At 40.4% G+C, this 25,927-nt stretch carries 32 protein-coding genes; 19 read left to right on the top strand and 13 right to left on the bottom strand.

Annotated features, from left to right (window positions below; genetic code table 11):
• Nucleotides 1–40 precede the first annotated feature (40 nt).
• The 3 genes from ntdP to fabL all read right to left on the bottom strand — a co-directional run bounded on the left by ntdP (nucleotide 41) and on the right by fabL (nucleotide 1,918).
• The gene (ntdP, locus tag BPOF4_RS03000; RefSeq protein WP_012957594.1) at nucleotides 41–568 is read right to left on the bottom strand and encodes a nucleoside tri-diphosphate phosphatase; all 528 of its coding nucleotides are present in this window, start codon (nucleotides 566–568) and stop codon (nucleotides 41–43) included.
• Between the two features lie 309 nt (nucleotides 569–877).
• Nucleotides 878–1,108, bottom strand: coding sequence for a gamma-type small acid-soluble spore protein (locus BPOF4_RS02995; protein ID WP_012957593.1), 231 nt, complete (start codon nucleotides 1,106–1,108; stop codon nucleotides 878–880).
• Between the two features lie 60 nt (nucleotides 1,109–1,168).
• The gene (gene fabL / locus BPOF4_RS02990; RefSeq protein ID WP_012957592.1) at nucleotides 1,169–1,918 is read right to left on the bottom strand and encodes an enoyl-[acyl-carrier-protein] reductase FabL; all 750 of its coding nucleotides are present in this window, start codon (nucleotides 1,916–1,918) and stop codon (nucleotides 1,169–1,171) included.
• Between the two features lie 121 nt (nucleotides 1,919–2,039).
• Here fabL and BPOF4_RS02985 point away from each other — a divergent pair, with 121 nt between their 5' ends.
• The 4 genes from BPOF4_RS02985 (at nucleotide 2,040) to BPOF4_RS02970 (ending at nucleotide 4,961) form a co-directional block, all read left to right on the top strand.
• Entirely contained in the window at nucleotides 2,040–2,261 is a 222-nt protein-coding gene (locus BPOF4_RS02985; protein ID WP_012957591.1) for a hypothetical protein, read from the top strand.
• 129 nt (nucleotides 2,262–2,390) lie between these two features.
• Entirely contained in the window at nucleotides 2,391–3,545 is a 1,155-nt protein-coding gene (locus BPOF4_RS02980; RefSeq protein WP_012957590.1) for an LL-diaminopimelate aminotransferase, read from the top strand.
• A gap of 12 nt (nucleotides 3,546–3,557) precedes the next feature.
• Entirely contained in the window at nucleotides 3,558–4,520 is a 963-nt protein-coding gene (locus BPOF4_RS02975; protein WP_012957589.1) for an NADPH:quinone reductase, read from the top strand.
• Nucleotides 4,521–4,625: 105 nt separating this feature from the next.
• A complete protein-coding gene (locus BPOF4_RS02970) occupies nucleotides 4,626–4,961 on the top strand; it encodes a hypothetical protein (RefSeq protein ID WP_012957588.1) in 336 nt (111 codons plus the stop codon).
• Nucleotides 4,962–5,255: 294 nt separating this feature from the next.
• Here the strand turns inward: BPOF4_RS02970 and BPOF4_RS02965 are convergent, their stop codons facing one another.
• The 3 genes from BPOF4_RS02965 to BPOF4_RS02955 are packed head-to-tail and all read right to left on the bottom strand — an operon-like array spanning nucleotide 5,256 to nucleotide 7,470.
• Nucleotides 5,256–6,011 (bottom strand): SDR family NAD(P)-dependent oxidoreductase, encoded by a 756-nt coding sequence (locus tag BPOF4_RS02965; protein WP_012957587.1) that lies wholly within the window; start codon nucleotides 6,009–6,011, stop codon nucleotides 5,256–5,258.
• Nucleotides 6,012–6,059: 48 nt separating this feature from the next.
• Nucleotides 6,060–7,148 carry an A/G-specific adenine glycosylase gene (gene mutY, locus BPOF4_RS02960; protein WP_012957586.1) on the bottom strand — a complete coding sequence of 363 codons (1,089 nt, stop codon included), beginning with the start codon at nucleotides 7,146–7,148 and terminating at the stop codon, nucleotides 6,060–6,062.
• 10 nt (nucleotides 7,149–7,158) lie between these two features.
• A complete protein-coding gene (locus BPOF4_RS02955) occupies nucleotides 7,159–7,470 on the bottom strand; it encodes an MFS transporter (protein WP_012957585.1) in 312 nt (103 codons plus the stop codon).
• 153 nt (nucleotides 7,471–7,623) lie between these two features.
• On the opposite strand from BPOF4_RS02955, the gene BPOF4_RS02950 reads away from it, so the two are divergent.
• Nucleotides 7,624–8,607: a metal-dependent hydrolase gene (locus tag BPOF4_RS02950; protein WP_012957584.1), complete on the top strand. Its 984-nt coding sequence runs from the start codon at nucleotides 7,624–7,626 to the stop codon at nucleotides 8,605–8,607.
• Nucleotides 8,608–8,655: 48 nt separating this feature from the next.
• On the opposite strand, the gene BPOF4_RS02945 is transcribed toward BPOF4_RS02950, so the two are convergent.
• Nucleotides 8,656–8,922, bottom strand: a complete 267-nt coding sequence (locus tag BPOF4_RS02945; RefSeq protein ID WP_012957583.1) for a YfhJ family protein — start codon at nucleotides 8,920–8,922, stop codon at nucleotides 8,656–8,658.
• 140 nt (nucleotides 8,923–9,062) lie between these two features.
• On the opposite strand from BPOF4_RS02945, the gene sspK reads away from it, so the two are divergent.
• Nucleotides 9,063–9,203: a small acid-soluble spore protein K gene (sspK, locus tag BPOF4_RS21505; protein ID WP_012957582.1), complete on the top strand. Its 141-nt coding sequence runs from the start codon at nucleotides 9,063–9,065 to the stop codon at nucleotides 9,201–9,203.
• A 26-nt stretch (nucleotides 9,204–9,229) separates the two neighbouring features.
• On the top strand, nucleotides 9,230–9,379 hold the full coding sequence (locus BPOF4_RS21500; protein ID WP_012957581.1) for a YpzG family protein: 150 nt from the start codon (nucleotides 9,230–9,232) through the stop codon (nucleotides 9,377–9,379).
• 31 nt (nucleotides 9,380–9,410) lie between these two features.
• Here BPOF4_RS21500 and BPOF4_RS02940 read toward each other — a convergent pair whose 3' ends face one another.
• Entirely contained in the window at nucleotides 9,411–9,722 is a 312-nt protein-coding gene (locus tag BPOF4_RS02940; RefSeq protein WP_012957580.1) for a YfhH family protein, read from the bottom strand.
• 54 nt (nucleotides 9,723–9,776) lie between these two features.
• Nucleotides 9,777–10,598, bottom strand: coding sequence for a recombination regulator RecX (gene recX / locus BPOF4_RS02935; protein WP_012957579.1), 822 nt, complete (start codon nucleotides 10,596–10,598; stop codon nucleotides 9,777–9,779).
• Nucleotides 10,599–10,722: 124 nt separating this feature from the next.
• On the opposite strand from recX, the gene BPOF4_RS02930 reads away from it, so the two are divergent.
• From BPOF4_RS02930 to BPOF4_RS02910, 7 genes are all read left to right on the top strand, one after another.
• Nucleotides 10,723–11,628, top strand: a complete 906-nt coding sequence (locus BPOF4_RS02930) for a TIGR01777 family oxidoreductase (RefSeq protein ID WP_012957578.1) — start codon at nucleotides 10,723–10,725, stop codon at nucleotides 11,626–11,628.
• Nucleotides 11,629–11,960: 332 nt separating this feature from the next.
• Nucleotides 11,961–12,545 carry a GNAT family N-acetyltransferase gene (locus BPOF4_RS02925; RefSeq protein ID WP_049779907.1) on the top strand — a complete coding sequence of 195 codons (585 nt, stop codon included), beginning with the start codon at nucleotides 11,961–11,963 and terminating at the stop codon, nucleotides 12,543–12,545.
• A 63-nt stretch (nucleotides 12,546–12,608) separates the two neighbouring features.
• Nucleotides 12,609–12,731, top strand: a complete 123-nt coding sequence (locus BPOF4_RS21495) for a YfhE family protein (RefSeq protein ID WP_012957576.1) — start codon at nucleotides 12,609–12,611, stop codon at nucleotides 12,729–12,731.
• An 89-nt stretch (nucleotides 12,732–12,820) separates the two neighbouring features.
• Nucleotides 12,821–12,985: a gamma-type acid-soluble spore protein SspA gene (gene sspA / locus BPOF4_RS21910; protein ID WP_012957575.1), complete on the top strand. Its 165-nt coding sequence runs from the start codon at nucleotides 12,821–12,823 to the stop codon at nucleotides 12,983–12,985.
• Between the two features lie 379 nt (nucleotides 12,986–13,364).
• Nucleotides 13,365–13,829, top strand: coding sequence for a diaminobutyrate acetyltransferase (gene ectA / locus BPOF4_RS02920; protein WP_274378526.1), 465 nt, complete (start codon nucleotides 13,365–13,367; stop codon nucleotides 13,827–13,829).
• Between the two features lie 98 nt (nucleotides 13,830–13,927).
• Entirely contained in the window at nucleotides 13,928–15,211 is a 1,284-nt protein-coding gene (ectB, locus tag BPOF4_RS02915; RefSeq protein WP_012957573.1) for a diaminobutyrate--2-oxoglutarate transaminase, read from the top strand.
• Nucleotides 15,212–15,300: 89 nt separating this feature from the next.
• Nucleotides 15,301–15,690 (top strand): ectoine synthase, encoded by a 390-nt coding sequence (locus tag BPOF4_RS02910; RefSeq protein WP_012957572.1) that lies wholly within the window; start codon nucleotides 15,301–15,303, stop codon nucleotides 15,688–15,690.
• 252 nt (nucleotides 15,691–15,942) lie between these two features.
• Here the strand turns inward: BPOF4_RS02910 and BPOF4_RS02905 are convergent, their stop codons facing one another.
• Complete coding sequence (locus BPOF4_RS02905; protein WP_012957571.1) at nucleotides 15,943–16,239, bottom strand: hypothetical protein; 297 nt, start codon at nucleotides 16,237–16,239, stop codon at nucleotides 15,943–15,945.
• A 310-nt stretch (nucleotides 16,240–16,549) separates the two neighbouring features.
• Here BPOF4_RS02905 and BPOF4_RS02900 point away from each other — a divergent pair, with 310 nt between their 5' ends.
• From BPOF4_RS02900 to BPOF4_RS02890, 3 genes are all read left to right on the top strand, one after another.
• Nucleotides 16,550–17,353: a glutamine ABC transporter substrate-binding protein gene (locus BPOF4_RS02900; protein ID WP_012957570.1), complete on the top strand. Its 804-nt coding sequence runs from the start codon at nucleotides 16,550–16,552 to the stop codon at nucleotides 17,351–17,353.
• A 126-nt stretch (nucleotides 17,354–17,479) separates the two neighbouring features.
• A complete protein-coding gene (locus BPOF4_RS02895) occupies nucleotides 17,480–18,109 on the top strand; it encodes an amino acid ABC transporter permease (RefSeq protein ID WP_049779906.1) in 630 nt (209 codons plus the stop codon).
• The gene (locus tag BPOF4_RS02890; RefSeq protein WP_012957568.1) at nucleotides 18,109–18,831 is read left to right on the top strand and encodes an amino acid ABC transporter ATP-binding protein; all 723 of its coding nucleotides are present in this window, start codon (nucleotides 18,109–18,111) and stop codon (nucleotides 18,829–18,831) included. The genes BPOF4_RS02895 and BPOF4_RS02890 overlap by 1 nt, the downstream gene beginning before the upstream one ends.
• A 626-nt stretch (nucleotides 18,832–19,457) precedes the next feature.
• Here the strand turns inward: BPOF4_RS02890 and BPOF4_RS02880 are convergent.
• Entirely contained in the window at nucleotides 19,458–21,104 is a 1,647-nt protein-coding gene (locus BPOF4_RS02880) for a M20/M25/M40 family metallo-hydrolase (RefSeq protein WP_012957564.1), read from the bottom strand.
• Nucleotides 21,105–21,264: 160 nt separating this feature from the next.
• On the opposite strand from BPOF4_RS02880, the gene BPOF4_RS02875 reads away from it, so the two are divergent.
• Nucleotides 21,265–22,020 (top strand): (S)-benzoin forming benzil reductase, encoded by a 756-nt coding sequence (locus BPOF4_RS02875; RefSeq protein WP_012957563.1) that lies wholly within the window; start codon nucleotides 21,265–21,267, stop codon nucleotides 22,018–22,020.
• Between the two features lie 77 nt (nucleotides 22,021–22,097).
• On the opposite strand, the gene BPOF4_RS02870 is transcribed toward BPOF4_RS02875, so the two are convergent.
• Nucleotides 22,098–23,000, bottom strand: coding sequence for an aldo/keto reductase (locus BPOF4_RS02870; RefSeq protein ID WP_012957562.1), 903 nt, complete (start codon nucleotides 22,998–23,000; stop codon nucleotides 22,098–22,100).
• Nucleotides 23,001–23,171: 171 nt separating this feature from the next.
• Between BPOF4_RS02870 and BPOF4_RS02865 the strand changes: the two genes are divergently transcribed.
• On the top strand, nucleotides 23,172–23,435 hold the full coding sequence (locus tag BPOF4_RS02865; protein WP_012957561.1) for a hypothetical protein: 264 nt from the start codon (nucleotides 23,172–23,174) through the stop codon (nucleotides 23,433–23,435).
• Between the two features lie 47 nt (nucleotides 23,436–23,482).
• Here BPOF4_RS02865 and BPOF4_RS02860 read toward each other — a convergent pair whose 3' ends face one another.
• Entirely contained in the window at nucleotides 23,483–25,885 is a 2,403-nt protein-coding gene (locus BPOF4_RS02860; protein WP_012957560.1) for a penicillin acylase family protein, read from the bottom strand.
• Between the last annotated feature and the right edge of the window lie 42 nt (nucleotides 25,886–25,927).

The raw sequence follows: 25,927 nt of genomic DNA, 5'->3' as shown, positions 1-25,927 counted from the left end.
AAAGCCTGGTAACCAGGCTTTCCTTCAGTGTCTAGTATTTTTATCTATATTGCAGAAAGCGCTCATACCAGCTCTCTACAAATTGCGGGGCAAATGGACCCTTGCGTTGATGAATCCATGAAATCAATTCATCGACACTGCGTTTTAGAATATCATCAATCTCAGGCGGATAATTCATTAATTTGCTATGCAGTTCGTATTCATCTTCATCTAAGAGCTTAAAGGTCATATCTGGATACACTTTAATATCAAGGTCATAGTCAATGTATTTTACTGCTTCCTCATCCCATGTAAACGGGGTGCCAAGATTACAGTAATAGTAAATTCCATCTGCTCGAATCATACCGATCGTATTAAACCATTGCTCAGAATCAAAATAACAGATCGCTGGTTCACGTGTTCTCCAGTTGCGTCCATCTGATTCTCTCACAAGAATTCGATCATTACCTCCGATTACAACCTTTGACGTCCCTTTAAGCACTATTGATTCTTCCCAAATCCGATGAATGGATCCATTGTGTTTATAACTCTGGATCTGAATAGTACTGCCTACTTTGGGAAAATTCATAAACGTCTCCTTTCCACTAGAAGTTTGGACGTCTGTAAGTAGAGTAGTCTCTTTTACGCTTGTACATTGTTAGCCACGCCATACACTTCTACATTCTACCCTACAAACTGCTTATCGCCATTCCAATTTCGTCAACTTTACTTTCATTCTCTTCTATTATACAGTGTTCCCCATCTTTTTGAAACGGTAAGCGCCTGTAACGAATAAAATTGGCCATTGACTCAAACATTTTTCATTTATTTTATGTAAAAAATATAAAAAAAGCACCCACAAGACGTATTGTCTGTGAGTGCTTTTCTCATCGTTTGATTAACGATTTTGTTGGTTTTGTTGTTGCTTGTAGTTTGTAGAAGCTTGGTTTTTGTGAGCTTCCGATTGAGCGTTTTGTTGACGAACTTCTTGAGCGTTCGTTTCGCTAGCAAACTCAGTGTTGTAGCTGTTTCCTTGAGCAGAAGCAGCATTTTGTTTTTGTACCTTTTGAGCGTTTGTTTTAGACGCTTGTTGTTGCTGTTGCTGTTGGTTTTGTTGTTGGTTGTTCATGTGATATCACCTCCACAAAAGTTAATATGTACAGAGGTGAATCATTTTATTCAAAAAAAATTAAGTTAATAATGAAATCCCGCCATCAACGATAATCGTCTGTCCGCGAATCATTTTTGCTTGATCAGATAATAAAAACATTACCGTATCCGCTAAGTCTTCTGCCTCCACAATTCTTCCTGCCGGGGTGCGTTTCGCTGCATCTTCTAATAATTCTTCACGGTTTGGAAAATGAGTTAACGCATCTGTATCAACAGCTCCGCCAGACACAGCATTGACTGCAATTCCCATCTCAGCAAGCTCTACAGCAAGATAACGCGTTAATGCTTCAACTGCTGCTTTTGATACACCTACAGTCGTATAGTTCTTTAAATAACGAATCGACCCTAGAGAACTTAAGCTGACAATTTTACCGCCGCCCGTTTTCTCCATTCGCTTAGCAGCTTCCTGTGCACAAAACAATAATGCTTTACTGTTAATATCCATCGTCCAATCCCAATGACTTTCTTCAAGCTCCATTAAAGGACGAAGCACGCCGGATGCGGCATTATTTACAAGGATATCTAATCGGCCGTATTCTTCATCAATCTTCTCAAACATTTCTTTAATTTTCTCAGGCTTTCCTACATTCGCCTTAACAACAAATGCTTTTCTTCCTAAAGCTTCAATTTCAGCCGCTGTATCTAGGGCTGCTTGTTTACTTCTTGCATAATTAATCACCAAGTCATATCCCTGCTCAGCTAATCGTAGAGCAATTCGTTTGCCGATCCCTCGGCTGCTTCCTGTTACTAATGCTACTTTTTGTTCCATATGTAAATCCTCCATCATCATTAGTCTTTTTACATTATATCGCATAGAGTTCATGACGAACAGAAACACTAAGGAAAACTTCTTCAACCTAGAAGACCATAGAATAAAGGAGCTGAGCTAGATGTATGTCGGACGAGATATGACGGAACTTACAATGATAAGCAAAAAAGAATGGACGGATAAAGAACTTGCCTTTTTTCATCATGGTCTCCAACAGATGACCCCCTACCTAAACATTGAAGGTACGACCATTCACAGAGAAATCATAAAAGAAATTGAAGCAAGAGGCGGACTTAAACAAGAAGCAACCTGGACGCAAGGAACAGAAGTACATTATGACTAAGATAAGCTGCGGCTTATCTTTTTTTCTTGTGTGAGGCTATGTTTTTTCAGATTATTCAGCTAAAATAATATAGAAGAATACTTTATTTATTTTTTTTTGACTATATAGGTTGATTGAGGAGAGTTACATATGTTTTCACCATCAAAGAAATTAGATCACTTAACAACTAGCGTATTTACAGAACTATCCTTACGAAAACAGGAGAAAGAAGCCGCAGGGGCCACTCTAATTGATTTAAGTATTGGCAGCCCAGACCTCCCTCCTCCTGCTTTTTTGAAAGAAGAATTAATCAAAGCCGTTTCAAATGACTCGGACTACGGATATGCGATTACAAGCGAATTAACGTTTAGAGAAGCAGTCTGCCGTTTCTACACGGAACGTTACGGTGTCTCATTAAACGAAGAACATGTTCTGCAGCTAATGGGTTCTCAAGATGGACTGGCTCATTTAGCTTTATCTTTCATGGATGAAGATGATATTTTACTCGTACCAAACCCGGGATACCCTATTTATGCAGCAAGCGCAGAAATTGCAGGGGCCACATTGCACCCTTATCCGTTAAATGAAGAAAACCATTACCAATTTGACTTTCGTTCCTTGCCACAAGAAGTAGCAGATAAGGCTAAAATTCTTATCTTGAGTTATCCAAGCAACCCAACGGCAGCTACCGCTTCAAAAGATTATTTAGAGCAGGTTATCGCCTACGCAAAAGAACATCGCATTCTTGTTGTACATGACTTTGCCTATTCTGAGCTTTTGTACGATAACCAAACGCCCTTAAGCATCTTATCCATTGATGGTGCACACGAGGTTGCGATCGAATTTAATTCAATGTCAAAAAGTTTTAACTTTGCTGGGGCTAGAATCGGCTATGCCCTTGGTAACCCTGAACTATTGAAGCCGCTTGCCATCATTAAATCTCATATTGATTACGGGGTTTTCAAACCAATTCAGCATGCTGCAACAAAAGCTTTAACGAACTCAGGAACATTTTTGGAAGACCAGCGCCTGCTTTATAAAAAACGGCGTGACACGCTAGTCAGCGCATTGAGAGAAATCGGCTGGGAAGTTCGCTCTCCAGGCGGCGGGATGTTTTTATGGGCAAAGATTCCTCAGGCTTATACATCAATGTCATTTACATTGGCTGCTCTTGACCTTGGTGTCGTCGTTACACCTGGTATGGCCTTTGGCAGTGAAGGAGAAGGCTTTGTCCGGATTGCTCTTGTTCAAAATGAAGAACGTTTAAAAGAAGCAGCGACAAGATTAAAACCACTATTTGACTAAGGGGATGAGAATATGCGTGTGATTCATTATAAAGAATATGGCGAGCCCAATGTACTAACTGTAGGGGAAATGGAAAAACCGACTTTAAAGCAAGGACAAGTGTTGGTAAAAGTAGGCGCGAGCGGAGTAAACCCTGTTGATACGTATTTTAGAAAAGGGATTAGAGAAGTTAACTCGTTTCCACATGTACCACATTTCGATTTAGCTGGTGAAGTCGTTGAAGCAGCAGATGGAGTTCAGAATTTGTCTGTGGGTGACCGTATTTGGGCAACCAATGCTAAAGGCGCGTCAGCAGAATACGTGGCGATTGATGCCTCTGCTGCATTTCCGCTCCCTTCTCATCTCACTTATGAAGAGGGTGCCGCTGTTGCGATGGCTTTTATGACCGCACATTTATCTCTTTTTTACCGAGCAAATCTTAAAAAAGAGGAAAAAGTACTGATTTACGGAGCAGCAGGTGCTGTAGGACAAGCTGCTGTTCAGCTAGCTAAACGCGCAGGGGCGTTTGTCATTGCTACAGCAGGAAATGATGAAAAGTCGCAAATTGCCATAAAAGCCGGCGCAGATGTGGTCATCAATTACAAAGAAGAAAATGTGGTTGAAAGAGTTCTTGGACTTACTGATGAAAAAGGCATTGATGTTATTTTGGATATGAGTGTCAGTGAAAATCTAGATAAAAACTTAGACATGATTAGAAACGGCGGGCGGATTGTCACAATAGGCTCACCTGTAAACAATACGCCAGAGCTCCCTTGGAGAAAACTTAATATGAAAAATGCGGCTCTACTCGGTATTCTTCTATTCACCGTTGATCCAAATGAGGCAGGAAAAGCAGGTCATGACATCTCAGCAGGCCTCGCTCAAAAATCATTAAGCGCTCATATTGGTGAAGTCTTCTTATTTGAAGAAGCGGATAAAGCTCATGCTAAGCTTGAGTCTAAATCAGTAGATGGCCGCATCATCATTAAACATTAATACGATTTATTTTTTGACGGGAAAGCTGTAGCTTTCTCGTTTTTTTAATGGATTCCTCATTTTTTGGTGATCATAAGAGTAACACCTTAAAAGGAGATGAAGACGATGGAAAAGCAATTGTATTATGTTAATTTGAACCCTATCAGTATGGATACGATCAGCCCGACAAGAGTCGATGACGGGCAGCTAATTGAGTATGAAATTGAGGCAACTGTGACAGAAAAAAAAGCATTAGAAGAATTATTACATGAAGTCCAATCTCATGACGTAGAGCTTGGCAACTTAATTTCATTCAGGCATTTTGATGATCAAAAAGGAGACCGTGATAAAAACGAGTACCAGCGAGGACTAAATGATGTATATGAAGCCCTTTACAATTTAGGTACAGCAGAAACGAAGCAAAAGATTCAAGAGATCCACTTAGTAAATAATGATCAATAGGCTGTGAGGGCAAAAAAGTCTCGTGCTCTGCAGCAATATGGTAAGGGCAAGGCCGCGAGTAATTGTATGTTTTCAAGCTGTTTATGCGTCAGTCTGAAGAGTTTATTTCACGGGTTCAACATGTAATTGTATCGGTTGCTAGGCTGATTGCGTCACTCTAGTCTAATTGCGTCCTTTGGATCAATTTATGCGCTAATGCGGGGCACAATAGTATCACTTCACCGGATAAATGCGTCTCTTCATTTATATGAACAATAACAAAAGAGCTGTCCCCTCAGGACAGCTCTGCCCATTTTAAAAGTTTGCATTTGATTGACCGCCATCTACATTAAGCGTAGCTCCGACAACCCAAGATGCTTTATCAGATGCTAAAAACAGCACCGCATTCGCCACTTCCTCGACTGTACCAAATCTTCCTGCTGGTATTTCCTGTTCAACAAATGCATTAATTTTTTCCGGGTTTTCATCTAAACGTTTTTGCCAGTTTCCTGTCGGGTGAAGGATAGACCCAGGGGCTACGCCATTTACTCGGATTCCGTCTTTGATCGCTTCATCAGCTAATGCTTTGGTAAAGCTGATCATCGCTGCTTTCGCACTGTTATACGTTGGCTTGCCTCCAGATTCACGTCCGAAGATGGATGAGATATTAACTATCGCACCACCCTGCTGTTTTTTCATTTCATCTAAAGCAAGTTTGCTGAAATGAACAGCAGAGAAGTAATTTAGCTCAAATGCTTCTCTAAATAAGGATAGCTCAGTCTCTGCTACCGTTGAGCCGTTGCTTCCGCCTACGTTGTTAATAAGAATATCAATGCGCTCCTCTTTAGTAAGGATTTCATTCATGACGTCATTGCGCGCATCTTCCTTAGTCAGATCAGCTTGAATAGCTGTAATTCCTTCTTTATGATCCATTTCGTTTAATGACTCTTCTCCTCTTGCTGTTACATACACTCGGGCCCCTTCATGAACGAAAGCTTCTGCAATCGCACGGCCAATCCCTTTCGTACCTCCTGTAACAAGAACCACTTTATTATGTAGGTTTAAATCCATGATCTCACTCCTAATTATTTTACAAACTCATTTTTAACATACTTACTTTTAAAATGCCTCACTAAAATAGTGTTTAATTATCTTTTGATGCGAGACAGGAAACGCAAAATCTTCAATCTGATATTGATCGACAAAACGCTGCCCTTCTTTTTCCCATTCTTTTATAGGGATAACCGCGGTATACACATCAATATCCCATACAATGTGAGAAAAGACATGCTCCACTTTTTGAATCCGGTCACGAATACTAATTGGCTTACCAATAGCCAGAGACAATGCTTCTGCCATCTCCTCTTTATTAAATGAATGACTGTCTACTTCTACGTTCGGGAACTGCCACAATCCAGCTAGCAGCCCTTTATCTGGACGCTTTTCAATGAGAACCTTTCCATCTTCATCTTTAACGACGAAAGCCGCCATCAGCTTGCGTTTCGCTTTCTTTTTCTTTGATTTTACAGGCAGTGTATCTTGAATTCCTTTATTATACGCCATGCAATGTTCACGAACCGGACAGAGCAGACAGCCAGGTGAAGTTGGTGTACAAATCAGTGCACCGAGTTCCATTAATCCTTGGTTAAAAGATGACGGGTCCTCTTTAGAAATAAGGTCATAAATGATGGCTTCGAATGTTTTCCTCGTCTTCGCTTTAGCGATATCTTCATCTATTTCAAGCACACGAGAAAGAACACGCATTACATTTCCATCTACTGCTGGTTCAGGTTTTGCATAAGCAATGCTTAAAATCGCTCCCGCCGTATAAGGGCCTACTCCCTTTAAAGCGGAAATTTCTTTCAGGGTATCAGGCACAGCCGCATTGTACTCTTCTACTACTTCTCGTACAGCTGTCTGCAGGTTTCTCACTCTTGAATAATAACCAAGTCCCTCCCATGCCTTTAAAATACGATCTTCCTCTGCATAGGCTAAGTCCTCTAGTGTTGGAAACTCACGCATAAAGTTTAAATAATAAGGGATCACAGTGTCGACCCTTGTTTGCTGCAACATGATTTCAGAGACCCATACTCGATACGGGTCTTTATTTTCTCTCCAAGGGAGCGTTCGTTGATTTTCTTTAAACCAGTTAATTAAATCCTGTTGAAATTGACTGATGTTAAACTCATTTAACTTTTCGTGCTGCACAGCTCTCCTCCTAAATCATTTTTCTCTTAAATGCCCAGCAATGAACCTTACTAGATCCTCCTGCTACATAGGCTGCGAAATCTTTTGTTAGAGATTCACTTTCATCTTGTCTTAGTGACTTTATTTTTTCATAAGCGGCGTAATCCTTCACTTTAAACATTTCTACATATAAGTTGGGTTGATCGGCGGCTTCATACCACTCAAAATCTGATGCCCCCATTTCTTGTACTCGTTCTTTGATCTTTTTCATGCTCTCTTCATATGGTTTAACATATTTTTCATGAATTTTATACTCAATAAATACGTCTAATGCTTGAGTCATTGCCATTCCCCCTTTTGAATCATTTACAATTCGGGTATAACTAAACTATATCATGCCACGACCAAAAGCGATTGTCTTGAATTTTGCATGAGATTCTGTATGATTAATACACAATACTTACTGTAACTTATAGAAAAAGGGAGGTGCCATGTAATGGATACAGGTACACATGTAGTAATGGGTATAGCCATAGGAGGTCTTGCAACGCTTGATCCTAATGTCAGCGGCGACCCAACGATGCAAAGTGCCGTTATGATTGCTGCGATCATCGGTTCTCAAGCTCCTGATTTTGATACGGTTTTAAAGCTTAAAAATAATGCCGTATATATTCGAAACCATCGCGGCATTACCCATTCTCTGCCTGCCCTTTTAGTCTGGCCTGTATTGCTGACAGCCGGTATCACTCTCTTTATGCCAGGTGTTGAATGGCTGACGATCTTTTTATGGTCGCTTCTTGCCGTCGTTCTGCATGTGTTTGTTGATATTTTCAATGCCTACGGTACCCAGGCACTGCGACCAATTTCAAACAGATGGATTGCACTTGGTGTGATCAATATTTTTGATCCGTTTATCTTTTTTATGCATCTTGGTGCAATTGCTATGTGGGCATTTGGTTCTCATCCTGGCATAACCTTTTTACTGCTTTATGTTGTATTAGCCCTGTACTACATTTGGCGGATTTATGAGAAACAAAAAGTTGTTAAACATGCGCGCAGGCTTCACCCAAATGCAACTCACATTTTTGTGTCACCAACAATCAGATGGAATCAATTCCATTTAGTTATTCGGACGCCGACAACTCTGTATGTTGCTGAATCACGTGATAACCAAATAAATTTCTTTGAGAAGTATTCCTTTGACCCTATTCCTGATGACCCGGTCATTAACGCTGCAAGAAAAGATAAAAATTTAGCAGCCTTTCTTTCCTTCTCTCCTACATACCGCTGGGAAGTAGAGATGAAGGATGATCTGACGGAAGTACGCTTTGTTGATTTACGTTACCGCAGCAAGGGTCACTACCCTTTTGTTGCCATCGTTCAGCTAGACGATAACTTGAACATTCTAAGTTCATATACAGGATGGGTGTTCTCTGAAGAAACACTGCAAAAGAAATTAAACTTAGAAGAACAGCTGTAAACATCAACAAGCCTCCAGCCCTAAATGGGTGGAGGCTTGTTATTTTGTTTAGTTTTTAGGTTGATTATCTTGGTTTAAATGCGCGAATTTTTCTTGTTTAGGTGCATATTTGTGCAAATGAGGACCATATTGCTTTATCCACTTTAGCACAATTTGTTCCGTTACTTCCTGCCCCTTATACTCACGCCCTGCCTTTGCTCGTGTCGTTTCAAAATCTTCCCATAAGCCTTCTACCCACGTACGAGCAGCTTCAGCAGATAACTCATCATTTACAGCTAATAATTCTTCTGTCAGTCGTTTAAAAATAGTCTCCATCTTTTCTCTTTCCTCCATTAACAATATCTACGTCTTATCTTTTATGAAAACAAGCTTATACTATTGATGAGCCAGTTACTAATTAAGATGATGGCTTACTGCCTTAAAATGGCGTTTAATTAAAGGAGGTTCACCTCACGATGCGTAATAAAGCGAAAGACTTCCCAGAATCAAGAAAATTTACCGAAAAAGAAAACGATGCTTTTTTATCTAAACGTCCAGATGGATCAATTAATGATCATCCCCAAGAAAGAATGGCACGTGCAAATAAAAATCAATAGCAACGATTCTTACGGAGGTGTATGTGATGGGCAAGCCACATAAGAAGTTTCCTTATAAAGATCCTTTTTGTTCGCCGCGCGCTAATCCTAAGCACGCTTTCCATCAAGTGAATGGTGAAACCGAACAAAGTTACCACAATATTGTACTTGAAGTACAAACAAGAAAACGTTCGTAGCCCTTTATAAGGATGAAGCCTCGCTTCATCCTTATTTTTGTTTTAATAACGAAATCGGCACCGCATCAAGTGTAGTCCCGTTATCACGATACCCCCATGCAAAATGGCCATTTAAGTAGGAGATTTGAAAGGTGGATCCCTCATCATTTAACATGTATTCTTCGCCCGGTTTAAAATCAGCTGGGTCTAATAAATAGGCTTTAGCCATAATCATTCGTCTTTCGTGTACGGCAAATTCATTCATCATTCCAAGTTGTTCTGCCTTCTTTGCTTTCTCGTTCAACTTTTGAATTTCTTGTTGAAGTTCATATGTTGTCATTTCACTGAAACGTTTCTCATCCACTGTTTTAGCCCCCATTATATTTCTATTTGTAGTATAGCAAATAACCTAAAAAAATTAATCCATATCGTCTTCTTTTTCTCGTGATAAGTACTCATTAATCATATCGATTGGAAATCCCTTTTGGTATAAGGCTTGCTTCATTCGCTGCTGATATTCATATCCCTCATATTTAGAACTGTATTTCCGCTTAAGCTTGCTCGCTTGATACGTTAAAGCTTCCCATTCCTCTTCATTATCTACTTCAAAAGTAACTTCTCTCATGGCCTGTTCAATAATAGAGTGCGTAAAACCCTTATTCATTAACTGTCCTGCAAGCTTTTGTTTATAGGCACTTACAGATTGTTTTGGTTTACGGCTTTCTTTTTTTGCGATCCATTTTATGAGCTTATCGATTTGTTCATCTTCTGTAAAACCCTCGAGTGCAGTTTCAATATGTGCTTGTCCAACTCCTTTTTGACTAAGCTCCTGTTTTAATTTTAAAGGACCTTTTAATAACGTAAGTTTTTTTGATTCAATGTAGGATGCAGCAAACATTTCGTCGTTTAGGAGATTCTGATCAAGCAGTCTTTTTACTACAGTATCTATATGTTTTGGCTCACGTTCTTTTTTCTGTAGATACTCCATCATCTCCTTGACTGATCTCATTCGATAAGATAAGAAATGAAGAGCTAGATGATGTGTTTTCTTTTCTTCATCCTTGTCTAGAATTTCTTTTAACTCATCTTCCTCTATTTCAAGCCCCTTACGTAGTCCAATCTTGATTAGAATATCTTCATCTACACTAAATCCGTATTCTTCTCCTTGCCCTCTGTCTATAAATATGTTGTACCGTTCTTTACTTCTTTTTTGCACGGAAACCTTTGTAATTTTAATCATTGAGTTCTCCTCGCTTCCCTTCCATACATCGCTTCAACTATCATGAAAGCAGCCCAATCAGTGAGACTATTTAAAGCTATAAATGGGTAAAGTCTTATATAACATCTAAATTAGGAGGCTCATTATGAAAATTGCTGTAACAGGTGGGACTGGTTTTATCGGTTCTAAATTAACCTCTGCCTTAACAAAAGAAGGTCATTCTGTTTACATTTTAACAAGAAACCCAGATAACAAACCAGAACAACCGTCTGTCACCTATGTAAAGTGGTTAAGTGAAGGGGCCAAACCAGAAAAGGAATTAGAAGGCATTGATGCGATTGTTAATCTTGCCGGGGAGTCTATTGGTGAGGGCAGGTGGACAGAGGAGCGCAAAAAAAGGATTAAATCTAGCCGGATTGATGCAACAAAAGAAGTGATCTCCATTCTCGAAAAAGTAGATAAGAAACCTGATGTTTTAGTTAATGCTTCTGCGACAGGCTACTACGGGAACTCTTTAACAGAAACGTTTACTGAAGAGTCATCACCGATTGAACGCAATTTTCTCAGTGATGTTGTGATTGAATGGGAAAAAGAAGCTCAAAAAGCACAAGAGCTTGGCATTCGCACTGTTTTCACCCGCTTTGGGATTGTCTTGTCAAAAGAAGAAGGAGCACTAAATCGAATGCTGCTTCCTTATAAACTATTTGCAGGAGGTCCATTAGGTTCAGGTAAGCAATGGTTTTCTTGGGTTCATATCGATGATGTCGTCGGCTTAATCTTATTTTCACTAAAACAAAAAGCCGCACAAGGGCCAATTAATGTAACTTCCCCTCACCCGCTGCAAATGAATGATTTCGGGAAAGTAGTTGGGGACGTATTAGGTAGACCTCACTGGCTGCCTGCCCCGTCTTTTGCTTTAAAAATGGCGTTAGGTGAAATGAGCACCCTGGTATTAGATGGGCAGAAAGTGCTTCCTGCAAAAGCTGAAAAATTAGGCTACACGTATCATTTTAGAGACTTAAAACCCGCTCTTTGCGACCTGCTTAAATAGTGCTTGTTTTTGTAAAAATTTCTTCATTATTTTTTTACAAAAAACAGTATCTTTTTTAACAAAAAACATTTAATATAAAGAAGGATTAAGGAGCATACACGCGAATACGTATTCAATATACACTATATCACCACTTAATCTAATGTATTGCTACTATATCGTGTTATTTGACCTTATAAACAATTATATAAGCTTTGGGAAGGCAATTGGTGCGCCACCATTCAACTGGTTCTAGTGGGTTCGATTCCCACCCCGAATTTGATACTTCATTATATTAAATTCGAGGGTGGGAGAACTCACCTGCCCTCATGTTAAAAGGAGGGTTTTTTGTGATTTTAAAGAGACGAGACGTCGCTGATTCTCATGCTTTGTTCGAACTGATGGTGGACCCGGCTGTTTTTCCATATGTTCGTCATAAAGCTTCATCTTATGATGAGTTTGCTTTCTTAACAAAACAAACCATTGAAGCTGAAGAACGCGGCGAACTCATATCCAGAACGATCGTCGATGAGTGGGGCGAGCCGATTGGAACGATTAACTTGTTTGATGTTCACGACCATAGCGGGTTTTTAGGTACATGGATTGGCAAACCTTATTTTGGCAAAGGCTATAATCAAGCAGCCAAAGATGCCTTTTTTAGTGAATTGTTTTTTCAACTAGAGATTCAAACGGTGTTTATGCGCATTAGAAAAGAAAATATCCGTTCGATCAAAGCTGCAACAAAGCTTCCGTATTGTACGTTAGCAAATGAAATTAGACCAGATGTGTATCAACAAATTAATAAAGACCAAGAAGTATATGACTTGTTTCAAATTGAAAAAGATCAGTATCACCTACACTTAATGAGACAAGAGCTTGAACAATCTCAAACATTTTCTCAACCATACTCTCAACCGTTTGAAGCAAAAGAAGCATAATGGATTATTTTTCTATTATTTGCCCACACTAAGACTATTCATAAGTGAAAGTGAGGGGTATATATGGAGAGTAAAAAACGTCACGCAACAGAAGAACGAAGTACATTACGCAAAGCACAAGAAGTTCGATTTGCTTCTGAATTCAGAGCTGCAGACCGTGCGGCAAGACGTCCTGCCAAAAGCTAACACTTATAAAACCTTTCGTTCCATCCATACTATAGGTAGATAAGCAAAGCACTTGCTTGTCTGACATTTACCTACAGGGGGAATGAATCATGGCAAAGAAGAATCGTAATAAACAACAACAAGAAATGCAGCAACAGCAACAACAACACCAAGCAGAATTTGCGAACGAATTTGCTGAAGGTTCAAGTGCTGAACAAGCACGTCAACAACAGCAAAAAGCTGCTGGAAAGCGTCAAAAGAAAAACCAACAATAATCTTTACAAAAAACACACAATCGGCCCTTCGCCTGTTGTGTGTTTTTTTATAGGTCCTAAATATCAGTCAAACCCTATGCTAGGTAAGGGTTTTATAACTTTAATACTAGATTTTTCTGATTGTTTGATTTTATCGATTTGTTAGAATACTTAACGATACTGTAGCATTTAAAACAATCACCGCCCTTACCTACCTTCACCCCACCTAAGCCCTATATAAGCGTGATAATCCTTGTTAAGCTAGTTTGCGATCATCCACGCATCATCATATGATTAAATACGTAATAACGACGATCAAAAGAAAAATGTTAAGGAGGAAACCGACATTACTAGTCAACAAGCAACTGCAACTGCTAAAAATGTAACTGATATTAACCTATTGAAACCAACTGTTAATGATGGGGCAGCAATGTGGGAATTAGTTAATCATTCTACATTGGATCAAAATTCTGCTTACAAGTACATTATGATGTGCGAATTTTTTGCAGAAACATGTGTCGTTGCAAAAGATGAAGATCGTGTCGTTGGCTTCATCACCGCTTTTATCCCTCCCACAAAACCAGATGTCGTTTTTGTGTGGCAAATTGGAGTGGATGCCTCACAGCGAGGACGGGGCCTTGCCTCTCAAATGCTAAACGAATTAGTAAAAAGAGAAGGTTGTAAGGACGTTCAATATGTAGAGGCTACAGTCACCCCATCCAACAAAGCGTCACAATCCTTGTTCAAAAGGTTAGCACGTGATCACAACACAGAGTGTGAAGTCCTAGAGTGTTTTCCTGAAGAATTATTCCCTGGAGATAACCATGAAAAAGAGTTAACTTTTCGAATTGGACCATTAAGGTAACTTAAAAGTTATTGATATGTTTCACGTGATAATCTGCGAATCAAAATGATACCCATACCTAGTAAGGTAGTAAGTATATGAAGGAGGAGAAAGTAACGATGAAACAAACTGATATGAATATATTCGCTCAATTAGAATCTGAGGTAAGAAGTTATTGCCGTAGTTTTCCAACGGTCTTCACTAAAGCAAAAGGGTACAAAATGTGGGATGAATCTGGAAAGGAATATTTAGATTTCTTCTCTGGTGCCGGCGCCCTTAATTACGGACACAATGAAGACAGCATGAAAGAAAAGCTGGTTAATTATATTATGAGTGACGGTATTACCCACTCTCTTGATATGGCTACACAGCCGAAAGCTGAATTCCTTGAGACATTCAATGAAGTCATATTAAAACCACGCAATTTAGAGTACAAAGTCATGTTCCCAGGACCGACTGGTACGAATACAGTTGAGAGTGCCCTAAAGCTTGCTCGTAAGGTAACGGGCCGCACAGATATTATTAGTTTCACTAACGGTTTCCACGGCATGACGATTGGTTCACTTTCCGTAACTGGTAACGCCTTTAAACGTAAAGGTGCAGGAATACCATTACAAAATGTAGTAACAATGCCATACGACAGCTTTGTAAACGAAGGCCTCGACACTCTGGAGTATCTCGAACGCTTCCTAGAGGATGGCGGCAGTGGAGTTGACATTCCTGCTGCGATGATTCTCGAGACAGTCCAAGGTGAAGGCGGTATTAATGCTGCAAGTTTCGAGTGGTTACAACGAATCGAAGCGATTTGTAAGCGTTGGGGCATTTTACTCATTGTCGACGATGTTCAAGCTGGTGTCGGCCGTACAGGTACGTTCTTCAGTTTTGAGAAAGCAGGAATTAAACCAGATATCGTATGTATGTCTAAATCAATCGGCGGTTATGGTCTACCTCTTGCTATCACTCTTATTCGTCCAGACTTAGACATCTGGGCACCAGGTGAACATAATGGTACCTTCCGCGGAAACAATCATGCATTCGTAACTGCAACTGCAGCATTAGAGTTCTGGAAAGACCCTGAATTTGAACAAAACATTCAAAAACGTTCTGAGCTTATTTACTCGTTCTTAGAAAGTATTGTAGAGAAATACCCTGAAGTGAAAGGTGAAGTACGCGGACGCGGCTATATGGTCGGTATTGGATCTGAAGTGGAAGGGTTGTCTGAAAAAATTGCTGCGGAAGCATTTAATCGCGGTTTAATTATGGAAACATCCGGACCAAAAGATGAGGTATTCAAGCTCTTCCCACCATTAATTATTGATGATGCAGGTCTTGAGGCTGGCTTTGAAATCATTGAAGCAAGTGTTAAAACAGCTCTTGAAGCAGCTGAGCCTGTTGCTAACTAAGGACGCACAATTATGAGGGAGTCCTGGCTGCTCCCTCTTCTCTTATCATTTCAACACGATAATCATACTAAATTCGGAGGTAATCAAACATGAAAGTAGTAGCTCTTAAAGACATTATCGGATCAGATCAAGAAGTAAAAGGTGAAAACTGGACGAGCCGCCGTCTGCTTTTAAAGAAAGATGGCATGGGGTATTCTGTCCATGATACGGTTATTAAAGCAGGTACAGAAACTCATATTTGGTATCAAAACCACCTAGAAGCGGTTTACTGCATTGAAGGTGAAGGAGAAGTAGAAACGCTTAAAGATAATAAAGTTTGGCCGATCAAAAAAGACGAGATCTATGCGTTAGATGAAAATGATGAGCACCTTCTTCGTGCAAAGACAGATATGCGCATGGTATGTGTATTCAACCCTCCTATTACAGGAAAAGAAACACATGATGAAAATGGTGTATATCCAGTAGTTGATGACGAATAAATGATCAAAGCACAAAAAGGCTGGGACAGAAGTGTTTAATTGATTGAGAAGAAATAGCAGGTGGTGGATGTGATCCGCTCTTGAGATATACTTCGCTTTCCGTGGTAAGCTGTTGAGCCTCCTCGAGCTTCGCTCTGTGGGGTCTCAGCTTTGCTTTAGTTACCACAGGATTCCACGAATATTTCTAGGTAGACCTTCGTATTTGCTTCTCGATTAAACATTTTTATTAATGTCCCAGCCTCTTTTTTCTTTCTAATGAAGGATCATTTGCTTGAACTCAACATCGTCTGCACTTAACCCTAATTTAGTTAAAAAAAGCACGGCTTCAGATAGGTCTTCTACTGGGTATTGGGTAAGACAGATATTAGACGCCTGTTCTAGATTTACTTGAAAGTATTTGTCTTGTTCGAGATCATTTTTCAATTCATAAAGAATATTTAATACTGCTTCATCTTTTTCAAATGTTACATAGCCATCTCGCTCATTAAAATAAGCAATTAGAGGAATTTGAGTATGTGGATGAACAATATGAGCTTTATATACATTCATAACAGCTCCCCCTTTTCACTACGATTATCTTAAATCAAACGAACAGAACTATCCCTTTACCCCTTCCCCGGTTATGTATAAATAAACCATACTTTTTCACATTATTAAATATACCAGCTCTTTTCCCCTCTTGAAAAGAGAATGATTGTTTTCTATCTTTGCTTTTTATTAAGGGAATCAGTTCACTCCCATATTCTACTATAAGTTCACATATTATTTTCAGAAAATTTTATTTTATGTTATAATTCTGTAATGTAGAGTCCTTGAATTATTTACATATGGCTCTTCTAAATAAAAAAGGGGGAATTTGATGAAGAAAAGTTATTGGAAATCAGTAGTATTTGGCGGGCTGCTCCTTGTGGCTACTGCATGTGGCTCAGAGGACACGAGCAGTGAGGCTGATAACGGTGCAGCGGCTGAAGACGGAGAAAGAGAATCTTACGTTGTAGCAACAGATAATGCCTATGTCCCTTTTGAGTTTTTAGATGAAGAGACTGGGGAACTTGTTGGGTTTGACATTGATCTAATGACAGCTATTGCAGAAGAAGCAGGTTTTGATATTGAATTTGAAGCAATGGAGTTTGATGGAATCGTAGCAGGTATTGGTTCTGGACGCTTTGATATTGGAATTGCAGGTATGACCATTACAGAAGAGCGTAAAGAGAATATCGACTTCTCTCAGCCATACTATGATGCCGGTTTAATTGTTGCCGTTCATGCGGACAATGATGAAATCAACTCTGTAGATGACTTAGACGGAAAAGTAGTAGCCACTCGTACAGGCTCTACAAGTGAAACGTACATCCGTGAAAATACGGGAGGAACGCCAGAAGCATTTCCTCAAATTACAGAAGCGTACCAGAATGTTATTCAGGGGCGTGCTGATGCTGTAATCTACGACATTCCAAACGTTCAGTATTATGCCTCAACAGAAGGCGGCGGCCAGTTAAAAACGGTTGGTGAGGCGCTGACTGGTGAAGAATATGGTATTGCTTTCCCTAAAGGTTCAGAGCTTCGTGATATTGCAGATGAAGCCTTAACGACATTAAAAGAAAACGGAACTTATGCTGATCTATATGAAAAATGGTTCGGCGAGCGTCCTGATGGAATGTAAGTAAGATCGAAGTGGCGTGACAACTGCGTGTCACGCCATTTTTCTTCTAATCTATCAAATAATAGCTGAAAAAATTAAATTGAGGTGAGAACGTTGACTACATTCGCATTCATCAGTCCTCATTATATGAATGTCCTTCCTTACTTGCTTAAAGGACTCCAATTAACATTGCTCATCACTCTAGTTGGTGTTGCAATCGGTTTTGTCATCGGAGCCTTTATAGGACTTGCCAGAGTATCTAAAAACAAATTTATTTATGGAATTGCTACGGTGTATGTTGAGGTTATTCGAGGCACTCCCATCCTAGTGCAAATTTTATTTATCTATTTCGGTTTTCCGGATTTGCTCGGGATTACACTAGATAAAGTTACTGCCTCTATTATTGCGATCGCTTTAAATGCCGGAGCATATATTGCAGAAATTGTGCGTGGTTCTGTTGAGTCCATTGAAAAAGGCCAGCGTGAAGCAGGACGCTCTCTTGGATTATCCTCTTCTCAAACGATGCGCTATATTATTTGGCCCCAGGCGTTAAGACGAATGATTCCACCGCTTGGAAATCAATTTATTATCAGTTTAAAAGATACATCCCTCTTCTCTGTTATCGCAGTGGGAGAATTATTATACCAAGGCCGACAATATGCCTCAGCGACATTTACATATTTTGAACCGTATTTAATGGTATGTGTGCTCTATTTAATGATTACCATTCCAGCGAGTGTGTTTTTACGTCGAGTTGAACGGAGGTTAGACCGCTGATGATTCAAGTAAAAGATCTACGTAAATCATTTGGAGAAACAGAAGTATTGAAAGGGATCACTACAGAAATTCATGAAAAAGAAGTGGTCTGTGTCATTGGCCCTTCAGGTTCCGGTAAAAGTACGTTCTTACGTTGTTTAAATTTATTAGAAGACGTGACCTCAGGAGATGTTATCGTTGATGGCAGCAATTTAATCGATCCAAAAGTAAACATTAACGATGTCAGGTCTAGAGTAGGTATGGTGTTCCAGCACTTTAATCTTTTCCCACATATGTCGGTGCTTGATAATGTAACCCTTGCGCCTATCAAAGTAAAAGGCCTCTCAAAAGCTGAAGCAGAGCGCGCAGCTAAGCCTTTATTAGACAAAGTTGGATTAGGAGAAAAAGCCAACGTCTATCCAAACAGCCTGTCTGGGGGGCAAAAACAGCGAGTAGCGATTGCCCGCGCCCTAGCGATGAACCCAAAAATTATGTTATTCGATGAACCCACCTCTGCACTCGATCCAGAACTTGTTGGAGAAGTACTTGAGGTTATGAAAGAGCTTGCCGAAGAAGGCATGACAATGGTAGTTGTCACTCACGAAATGGGCTTCGCTAAAGAAGTCAGCGACCGAGTCTTCTTCATTGATGAAGGAATTTTCATGGAAGAAGGAGAACCGACCCAAATATTCGATGACCCCCAACACCCAAGACTAAAAGCATTTCTAAGCAAGGTGTTGTAGGAAAAGCTGAATTGGCTGTTTAGGTCTAAGGAGGGTGGAGCTTTGACAATGAGAAGCGTTTGTTGCTTCGTTTGGCAAAGTGAAGCCGACGATGACCTAGCCAATGAAGCTAGACAGCAGGAAAGGCTGAGGCGACTGGGCTGGCTTGCGGTAAAATAAGGGGGAGCGATATGAAGACGCTTTTTGTCTTCATTCGACGCACCGTTTTTACCCGCAAGGCAAGGAGCGGAAGCTAGACAAGAAAAGCTGAATGATTCGTTTAGGTATGAGGGGGCTGGAGCTTTGACAATGAGAAGCGTTTGTTGCTTCGTTTGGCAAAGTGAAGGCACCGATTACCTGAATCATGAAGCTAGACAAGAAAAGCTGAGAAAAAATGAAGGAGCTGTCCCAGCGGGCAGCTCCTTCCACTATGATTGACGCAATAGTCAGTGAAAATAAATCAATTCAGCTTATCCTGAAGCATATCACGGCAGAATGGACGCAATTACATCAGATCGGTGCAATTAATCGTTCACCCAACGCAATAACTACAAACATCCACGCAATCAGCTCTCTGACTTACGCATAAGCAGCCTGAAATCAAACAATTACAACATAGCCTAATGTCTAGCGACAGCTCTCTCTTCTTACTTCTTTATCATCTGATCAATAAAGCGCATTAACATATACGGAGTAACATCTGTAAAAAACGGCAGATGCAGCCGCTCCGTACGTTTATGTGCATCTTTTCCATACGGCCCAATATTCACAGTAGCCATTTGTAAACTCTGTATGGCGGTGATCGGCAAGTCATATCCATTTGATAAGGCAGGCATTTCTCGCTCAAGGGTTTGTTTAACTTTTAAGTCCTTATCCATTTTCCCATAGCTAACATCAGACAGGCCCGGGAAATAATGCATTCTGCTAATGTTCTCTCCAAATGTTTCTTCGGTCCACTTTTGCAGCTCTCCTACCTCATGAAGCAATGCTGCTTCATCCGCATTTTTCTCTTCTAATCTTACCGAAGGATAAAATGGCGGCGCGAGCATGACTAGATAGAAAGGCGCAAGGTCAACAAAATAGTCTCCAACTTCTTTTGCAAGGGCAATGGTGACATCTCGTGTGTCACCTCCATTTTGATATACACGCTTTGTAATGCTCTCTAATTGAGCTGTGAAAGATTCACCGTATAAAGCTGTTCCTCTCTCTTTAAGTTCTCCGTACGTATAAACAGAAACAGCAGGGTGCTGACGCTTCACTTTATAGGTTTGATAACGGTCGCTTAGTCTTTGATTAATTTTAGTCGCAGACTCAGATACAACCTCGTTTACTTCATCTAATATATCCTGTACGGTTTTTGTATAGGTCAAAATATTAAATGTTGCATAGGCAAATGTAGGAGTTTGCACATTGTACTCATACTTCAAATCAGCAAGACGCAGTACGGTTGGCGGGGGAACGATCTCCTCCCCGCTTTGTTCATAAAAACGGTCAGATAACTCCATCTCAGAAACTACCTCTGAGATCATCCAAGATGCATTCACTCCAGCAAGCGGTTCACCAACATGCGTCTCAAGTCCTACCGCACAGACAAGCGGCAGCATTTTACCAACTGAGCCAGTATAGACATATTTAGATTGATCCCCAGGAAAGCTCGTGAAGCTAGGCTCTGAACAAATCCCGACCATTTGATCATATCCTTTTGTTTGCTTCAACTCAGCTAACCACTCAACAGCCGCAAGCATTCCATCTGAGTTTCTTTCTTCATCTGGGGTTGCAAGCAAAATAAGATTGATTGGTTTCCGATTCTCAATCGCATCACTCATAACGGCCAGCTGGACTGCTAGACCGGCTTTCATATCCATTACTCCACGTCCAAAAAGCCATTCTCCAGTTGCTAAGTCTGTTGCTGCATCTACTGGGAGATCTTCTAGCTGCTCTAATTGCTTCGTATATCTGTGGTGGTCAAAGGCTAGATCTTTATATTGACCGAAATCATCCACCCCTACCACATCAAAATGACTTAATAGAACGTAAGCCGACGAATCATCTGGATTGCCTTCATAAACTGCTGTTACGCTAAAACGATTCCAATGGTCGTCCTTAATAGGAATTCTGCAAACAGCCTCTGGATGTGCTTTGAAGTATTCAATTTGGTTTACAAGCTCTTCTATCTTCTCTCCCATTTCTACTTCTTTAGACGTTCCCACGACACTTTCTACTGCAGTCAGCTCTCCAAGTAAATGTATGAGCTTCTCTTTTGAATTCCAATTTCCTTTCATACTCCGATTCATTGCACCACCTCATTTCAAAGCTTGCATGTCAATCTACATTAGCTTTTTACATGTCTTATGTCAGAATATCATAACTATTCAATCTTTCCTATGTATCCTTTTTAACTAACTGCAAACCCTATGGTAAAATAATGAAAAGTTAATGGAGGAGAGGATAAGAATGAATTACTTAATTATCACAGGCGGGACAAGAGGTTTAGGAGAAGAGATTGTGAAATCATTTGCCAAAGAAGATACTCATATTATTAGTATTGCACGAGGAGAGAATCAAGAGCTTCAAGCATTAGTTGAAGATAGAGGCGGAAAGTTCACACCTATTCAATTTGATCTTGCGGATATAGAGAAAGTGGAAAATTTAATGGAAGAAGTATTTCATCGTATCGATAAAAAGAGTGCTAAGAGCATCCATCTTGTTAACAACGCTGGCATTGTTGCTCCTATTAAGCCGATAGAAAGATGTGAAGCAGAAGAGATCATCAAAAGCCAGCATGTAAATTTAGTAGCGCCGATGCTGATGATTTCATCGTTTTGCAAGATGACTGCATCACTTCAATGTGAAAAACGAGTGATTAATGTGTCCTCAGGGGCAGCTAAGCGACCTATCTATGGTTGGAGCAGCTATGGAAGTTCTAAGGCTGGGTTAGACTTATTTAGTCAAGGGGCAGCGCTTGATCAAGAAAAGACAGAGCATCCAGTCAAAGTGCTTTCGTTCTATCCAGGAATTATGGACACCGACATGCAAGCAGAAATCCGTTCTTCAGCAAAAGAAGATTTTATTAACGTTGAAACATTCCAGAACTATAAAGAAGAAGGAAAGCTCCTTCCACCGAAACGAGTGGCTGAGGTGGTCGTTCAGCTGTTAGAGACTGATTCTTTTCCTAATGGAGAAGTAGTAGCGGTTCAAGATTATCTATAATAAAGAAGGATCAGTCTCTATTGCGGACTGATCCTCTATATTTGAAGTGACGCATTCTTAATTTAACAGACGAAAACTTAAGGTATTTCATGCCCCATTGAACTGTGCAAAATCTCAAACCATTGATCTAAGCTCAGTTCAATCTCTGCCGCTGCAGCTGCCCCTTGAATCCGTTCGATATTTCCTGATCCAATGATCGGCATGATCTTTGCTGGGTGCTTCAACAGCCATGCATAAGCGACTTGATCCATAGAGGCTGCCCCTGTCTCATGTTGGATCTTTGTTAATGATTCTCGCAGTCTAATACTCTTATCATCTTCTCCTGTAAATAGCTTCCCTCCTGCAAGAGGTGACCAAGCCATAGGAGCTATGCGCTCACGCAGACAAACATTCAGTGTCCCATCATGAATATTTTCAAGTTCATAAGGAGAAACTTCGATTTGATTTGTTACCAGCTTTTCATCTAGATATGATTGCAGCATCGACAACTGATGTTCCTTGAAGTTAGAGACTCCAAATGCTCTTACTTTCCCTTCTTTCTTTAACTGAGAGAATGCCTCAGCAACTTCACTAGGGTCCATCATTGGGTCAGGACGATGAATAAGTAAGACATCAATATAGTCCGTATGTAAATTGGCCAGGGATCTTTCTGCCGACTGAATAATATGTTTTTTTGACGTATTATAATGGTGGGAACGATGCTCTGGACGATTTTCAGACTCGAGTACAATGCCGCATTTTGTAACAATCTCCATTTTCTCGCGGATTGATGGCATGAGAGCTAAAGCTTCTCCAAAACGTTCCTCACATGTGTAGCTCCCATAAATATCGGCATGGTCAAACGTTGTAATGCCTGTTTCTATTGCTTCGTTAATTAAAGAGAGAGTCTCTTGTTTTGTATAATTCCAATCTGATAAACGCCATAACCCATGTACAAAGCGGGAAAATGACAGGTCTTCTGTTAGTTGGATACGCTCCATTACTAACACCTCCATTTCTTTTTATTGCCTCATTATATCGTGTTTACCCTACTTAGAAAATGATTTCTCCTTTGTACGCCACAAGCATGAATATCTATCCGCTCCGTATCATACATAATGATGTAGTGCCTTTTCAAAAAAATCTATTCAACTTAGAAATGAGGCGATAAGATGTCACAACCTGTTCAACCTCTTAAAAACGCTGGACTGGCGGCTGTATTAAGCGCACTCTGGTGTGGACTTGGGCAGATTTACAATGGACAAATCGGTAAAGGGCTCTTATTTATGTTTATTCAATTTATTAATGCGCTGCTTTGTTTCGTCTTTATCGGTTTTATCACTTATCCTATTATGTGGATTTGGGGTATGGTCGATGCTTACAGACAGGCTGAAGAGTTAAACAAACAACAAAATGTGATCCAAGCAGATGCTTAGCTAATAAAAAATCCTCTATGCTGCATGTGGCATAGAGGATTTTTTTGCTATGGAGTCAGGGTTAAATGCTTGCTTTCTGTTTGGTATTCTTCAGGATTAAGCAATGTTTTATGATAGCCTGCTTGTGTCCAATCTTTTATTTGATTGTGATACCAAGGGCTTCTGACATGACCTGATTGTCCAGGACCAACTACATGCTCACTTCTAGATAAATCCGAAAGGTCCATAACCCCTCTCCAGCCTGCACCATTTGTAACATTTCCCGTTTCAGCATTCCAACTCGCCGCCATCACCGTGACACGACTTCCGCTCATTGGCGTCGGCTCGCTATTGAATAGCAGATGAAGAGGCGCTACACTCGAGAGCGGATGAGCAAATGCGACCGAATGAAACTCTCCCCAATTCCAATCATTTGCATCACGTCCTTGCAGCTCAACGATTCGATCCGTTGTTGCTTGTAAGGATGTCAAAAGCAATTGGTCAATCCCCCCTTGTGCTTCGATCCATTCACTTTTCTCTCCTCGGTCTGCTCGCCTGATTAATTCATCTACCGCACCAGCACGATTATCAAAAAGCTCCATCATGGATTCATCAATTCGATCTTTAAAGAGCTCATCAGAAATTTGCTGCATCCATAAATGAAAAATGAGCGGCGCCCCTAAATCTTTATGGTCTTTAAAATCCCACTCGCGAAGAAGTTTTAATGCCTGTTGATCTTCATCCCTTAACTCTGCAGAATCTTCTACACTATTTAATAAAATAGGTAGCATTTCTTCAGCTTGTAAATTATGAATATCATTCTGCAGCTGTTTCATATCTTCTGTCGTAAATGTATCTCCGCTTCCAAGCACATCATAAATTCGCTGCTGTCTAAACGGCTGAGCCCATGTGTGAGTGATATGATATGGGTAATCATCATTCACAATCTTATTGTTGGCCGTTGCAATAAATCCATGTTCAGGATTGACCACAGTCGGAAGCTCTTCCCATGGGATAAATCCTTCCCACTCATACTCCCCAGTCCAGCCAGGCACAGGAATTAAGCTGTCTCCCTTAGAGCGGATAGGAATTAAGCCGTTTGCACGATAAGCAATCGTCCCGTTAACATCTGCAAAGACAAAATTTTGTGCCGGTGTATGAAAGGATTCGAGCGCCTCGCTAAAGCTGTCCCAATCTGTTGCTTTATTAAACTTCAACACAGCCTCTAATTCAGGTGATGGGAGATGTGCTGTCCATCTAAGAGCGAGAGCATATTCATCATCGTCATCATGGGCAAACTCAGAAATGATGGGTCCATGCCTTGTCTCAACAACTTCATAATGAACATCTTCCTCGTCTTTTACTTTAATCAGCTCATCATATACCGTTGCTTCCTCCCACTCTCCCATATACTCAAATAAGTAAGCGTCTTCAGCATGTCTTCTTTCGATATATAAATCCTGCACATCAGGACCTACGTTCGTCACGCCCCAAGCAATATTTTCGTTATGCCCTAAAATAATGCCTGGAACCCCTGCAAAAATAACACCAGTCACATTTTGTTCAGGTGACTGCAGGTGAGTTTCATACCAAATGGCTGGTGTCGCTAATCCTAAATGTGGATCATCAGCTAGAATCGGCATTCCCGTCTCGGTCTTATCTCCGCTTAGAACCCAGTTATTACTCCCGTTAAAAGGATCGGGAATGACAGCTGCAAGAAAACGATCGGTTAAATCAAGTTTATGTGCTTTTAATTCCTCTATGACGAGCGCCCCATTGTCAGGATAGCTAGGAAACAATTCAAGTGCTTCGTCCTCTGAAAAGTTTTGCGCTAAATAATATCTAAATGCTTGGCCTTCCCAATGTCCCCCTAAATCAAACGCCATATATTTTCCGATTGTTAAAGAATCTGTCTCTGACCATTCCTCCGGTTCATACCCTAAGATTCGAAACTCAATTGGCAAGGCACCCTTTTCTTTCGCTTCACGAATAAATGCATTAACACCGATCGCATAGGCGCTAAGCACCTCTTTCGCTTCATCTGAATATAATTCTGCTGATGCCTCTGCTGCCCTTCTTAAGCCAAATGAGCGAAAAAATTTATCCGTATCAAGAGCCGCTTCACCTATCACTTCACTTAACATACCTGAAGCTTGTCTACGGCTTAAGTCCATTTGAAATAATCTGTCTTGAGCTGTCACATATCCTTGAGCAATATAGAGATCCTTCTCATTTTCAGCTTCAATATGAGGAACCCCCATCTCGTCTCGCCATACAGATACCGGCATATCAAGAGCTTCTAGAGTGACCTCCCCCTCGATTGTCGGGAGCGGCTTTACAACCTGCATGTATAACCAGCTCCCCGCCCCAATGAGTATAATGAACAATACAGCTGCTGTAATTCCTACAATTTTAGGCCATTTTTTCTTTGTCCTAATCGCTTGATCCCCAACCCCCGTCTGAATCGCCAATGGAATCCCCCTTTATTCGTTTATACATACTTATTCCCAGTC

It is taken from the genome of Alkalihalophilus pseudofirmus OF4 (assembly GCF_000005825.2).
Lineage (GTDB): Bacteria > Bacillota > Bacilli > Bacillales > Bacillaceae_D > Alkalihalophilus > Alkalihalophilus pseudofirmus.
This window is presented reverse-complemented; position numbering and strand designations above follow the sequence as displayed.

Bases quoted from the DNA above. Each gene is read 5' to 3' on its own strand.
- ntdP (WP_012957594.1), bottom strand. From the start codon at position 568: ATGAATTTTCCCAAAGTAGGCAGTACTATTCAGATCCAGAGTTATAAA.
- BPOF4_RS02995 (WP_012957593.1), bottom strand. From the start codon at position 1,108: ATGAACAACCAACAACAAAACCAACAGCAACAGCAACAACAAGCGTCT.
- fabL (WP_012957592.1), bottom strand. From the start codon at position 1,918: ATGGAACAAAAAGTAGCATTAGTAACAGGAAGCAGCCGAGGGATCGGC.
- BPOF4_RS02985 (WP_012957591.1), top strand. From the start codon at position 2,040: ATGTATGTCGGACGAGATATGACGGAACTTACAATGATAAGCAAAAAA.
- BPOF4_RS02980 (WP_012957590.1), top strand. From the start codon at position 2,391: ATGTTTTCACCATCAAAGAAATTAGATCACTTAACAACTAGCGTATTT.
- BPOF4_RS02975 (WP_012957589.1), top strand. From the start codon at position 3,558: ATGCGTGTGATTCATTATAAAGAATATGGCGAGCCCAATGTACTAACT.
- BPOF4_RS02970 (WP_012957588.1), top strand. From the start codon at position 4,626: ATGGAAAAGCAATTGTATTATGTTAATTTGAACCCTATCAGTATGGAT.
- BPOF4_RS02965 (WP_012957587.1), bottom strand. From the start codon at position 6,011: ATGGATTTAAACCTACATAATAAAGTGGTTCTTGTTACAGGAGGTACG.
- BPOF4_RS02955 (WP_012957585.1), bottom strand. From the start codon at position 7,470: ATGACTCAAGCATTAGACGTATTTATTGAGTATAAAATTCATGAAAAA.
- BPOF4_RS02950 (WP_012957584.1), top strand. From the start codon at position 7,624: ATGGATACAGGTACACATGTAGTAATGGGTATAGCCATAGGAGGTCTT.
- BPOF4_RS02945 (WP_012957583.1), bottom strand. From the start codon at position 8,922: ATGGAGACTATTTTTAAACGACTGACAGAAGAATTATTAGCTGTAAAT.
- sspK (WP_012957582.1), top strand. From the start codon at position 9,063: ATGCGTAATAAAGCGAAAGACTTCCCAGAATCAAGAAAATTTACCGAA.
- BPOF4_RS21500 (WP_012957581.1), top strand. From the start codon at position 9,230: ATGGGCAAGCCACATAAGAAGTTTCCTTATAAAGATCCTTTTTGTTCG.
- recX (WP_012957579.1), bottom strand. From the start codon at position 10,598: ATGATTAAAATTACAAAGGTTTCCGTGCAAAAAAGAAGTAAAGAACGG.
- BPOF4_RS02930 (WP_012957578.1), top strand. From the start codon at position 10,723: ATGAAAATTGCTGTAACAGGTGGGACTGGTTTTATCGGTTCTAAATTA.
- BPOF4_RS21495 (WP_012957576.1), top strand. From the start codon at position 12,609: ATGGAGAGTAAAAAACGTCACGCAACAGAAGAACGAAGTACATTACGC.
- sspA (WP_012957575.1), top strand. From the start codon at position 12,821: ATGGCAAAGAAGAATCGTAATAAACAACAACAAGAAATGCAGCAACAG.
- ectB (WP_012957573.1), top strand. From the start codon at position 13,928: ATGAAACAAACTGATATGAATATATTCGCTCAATTAGAATCTGAGGTA.
- BPOF4_RS02910 (WP_012957572.1), top strand. From the start codon at position 15,301: ATGAAAGTAGTAGCTCTTAAAGACATTATCGGATCAGATCAAGAAGTA.
- BPOF4_RS02905 (WP_012957571.1), bottom strand. From the start codon at position 16,239: ATGAATGTATATAAAGCTCATATTGTTCATCCACATACTCAAATTCCT.
- BPOF4_RS02900 (WP_012957570.1), top strand. From the start codon at position 16,550: ATGAAGAAAAGTTATTGGAAATCAGTAGTATTTGGCGGGCTGCTCCTT.
- BPOF4_RS02895 (WP_049779906.1), top strand. From the start codon at position 17,480: ATGAATGTCCTTCCTTACTTGCTTAAAGGACTCCAATTAACATTGCTC.
- BPOF4_RS02890 (WP_012957568.1), top strand. From the start codon at position 18,109: ATGATTCAAGTAAAAGATCTACGTAAATCATTTGGAGAAACAGAAGTA.
- BPOF4_RS02880 (WP_012957564.1), bottom strand. From the start codon at position 21,104: ATGAATCGGAGTATGAAAGGAAATTGGAATTCAAAAGAGAAGCTCATA.
- BPOF4_RS02875 (WP_012957563.1), top strand. From the start codon at position 21,265: ATGAATTACTTAATTATCACAGGCGGGACAAGAGGTTTAGGAGAAGAG.
- BPOF4_RS02870 (WP_012957562.1), bottom strand. From the start codon at position 23,000: ATGGAGCGTATCCAACTAACAGAAGACCTGTCATTTTCCCGCTTTGTA.
- BPOF4_RS02865 (WP_012957561.1), top strand. From the start codon at position 23,172: ATGTCACAACCTGTTCAACCTCTTAAAAACGCTGGACTGGCGGCTGTA.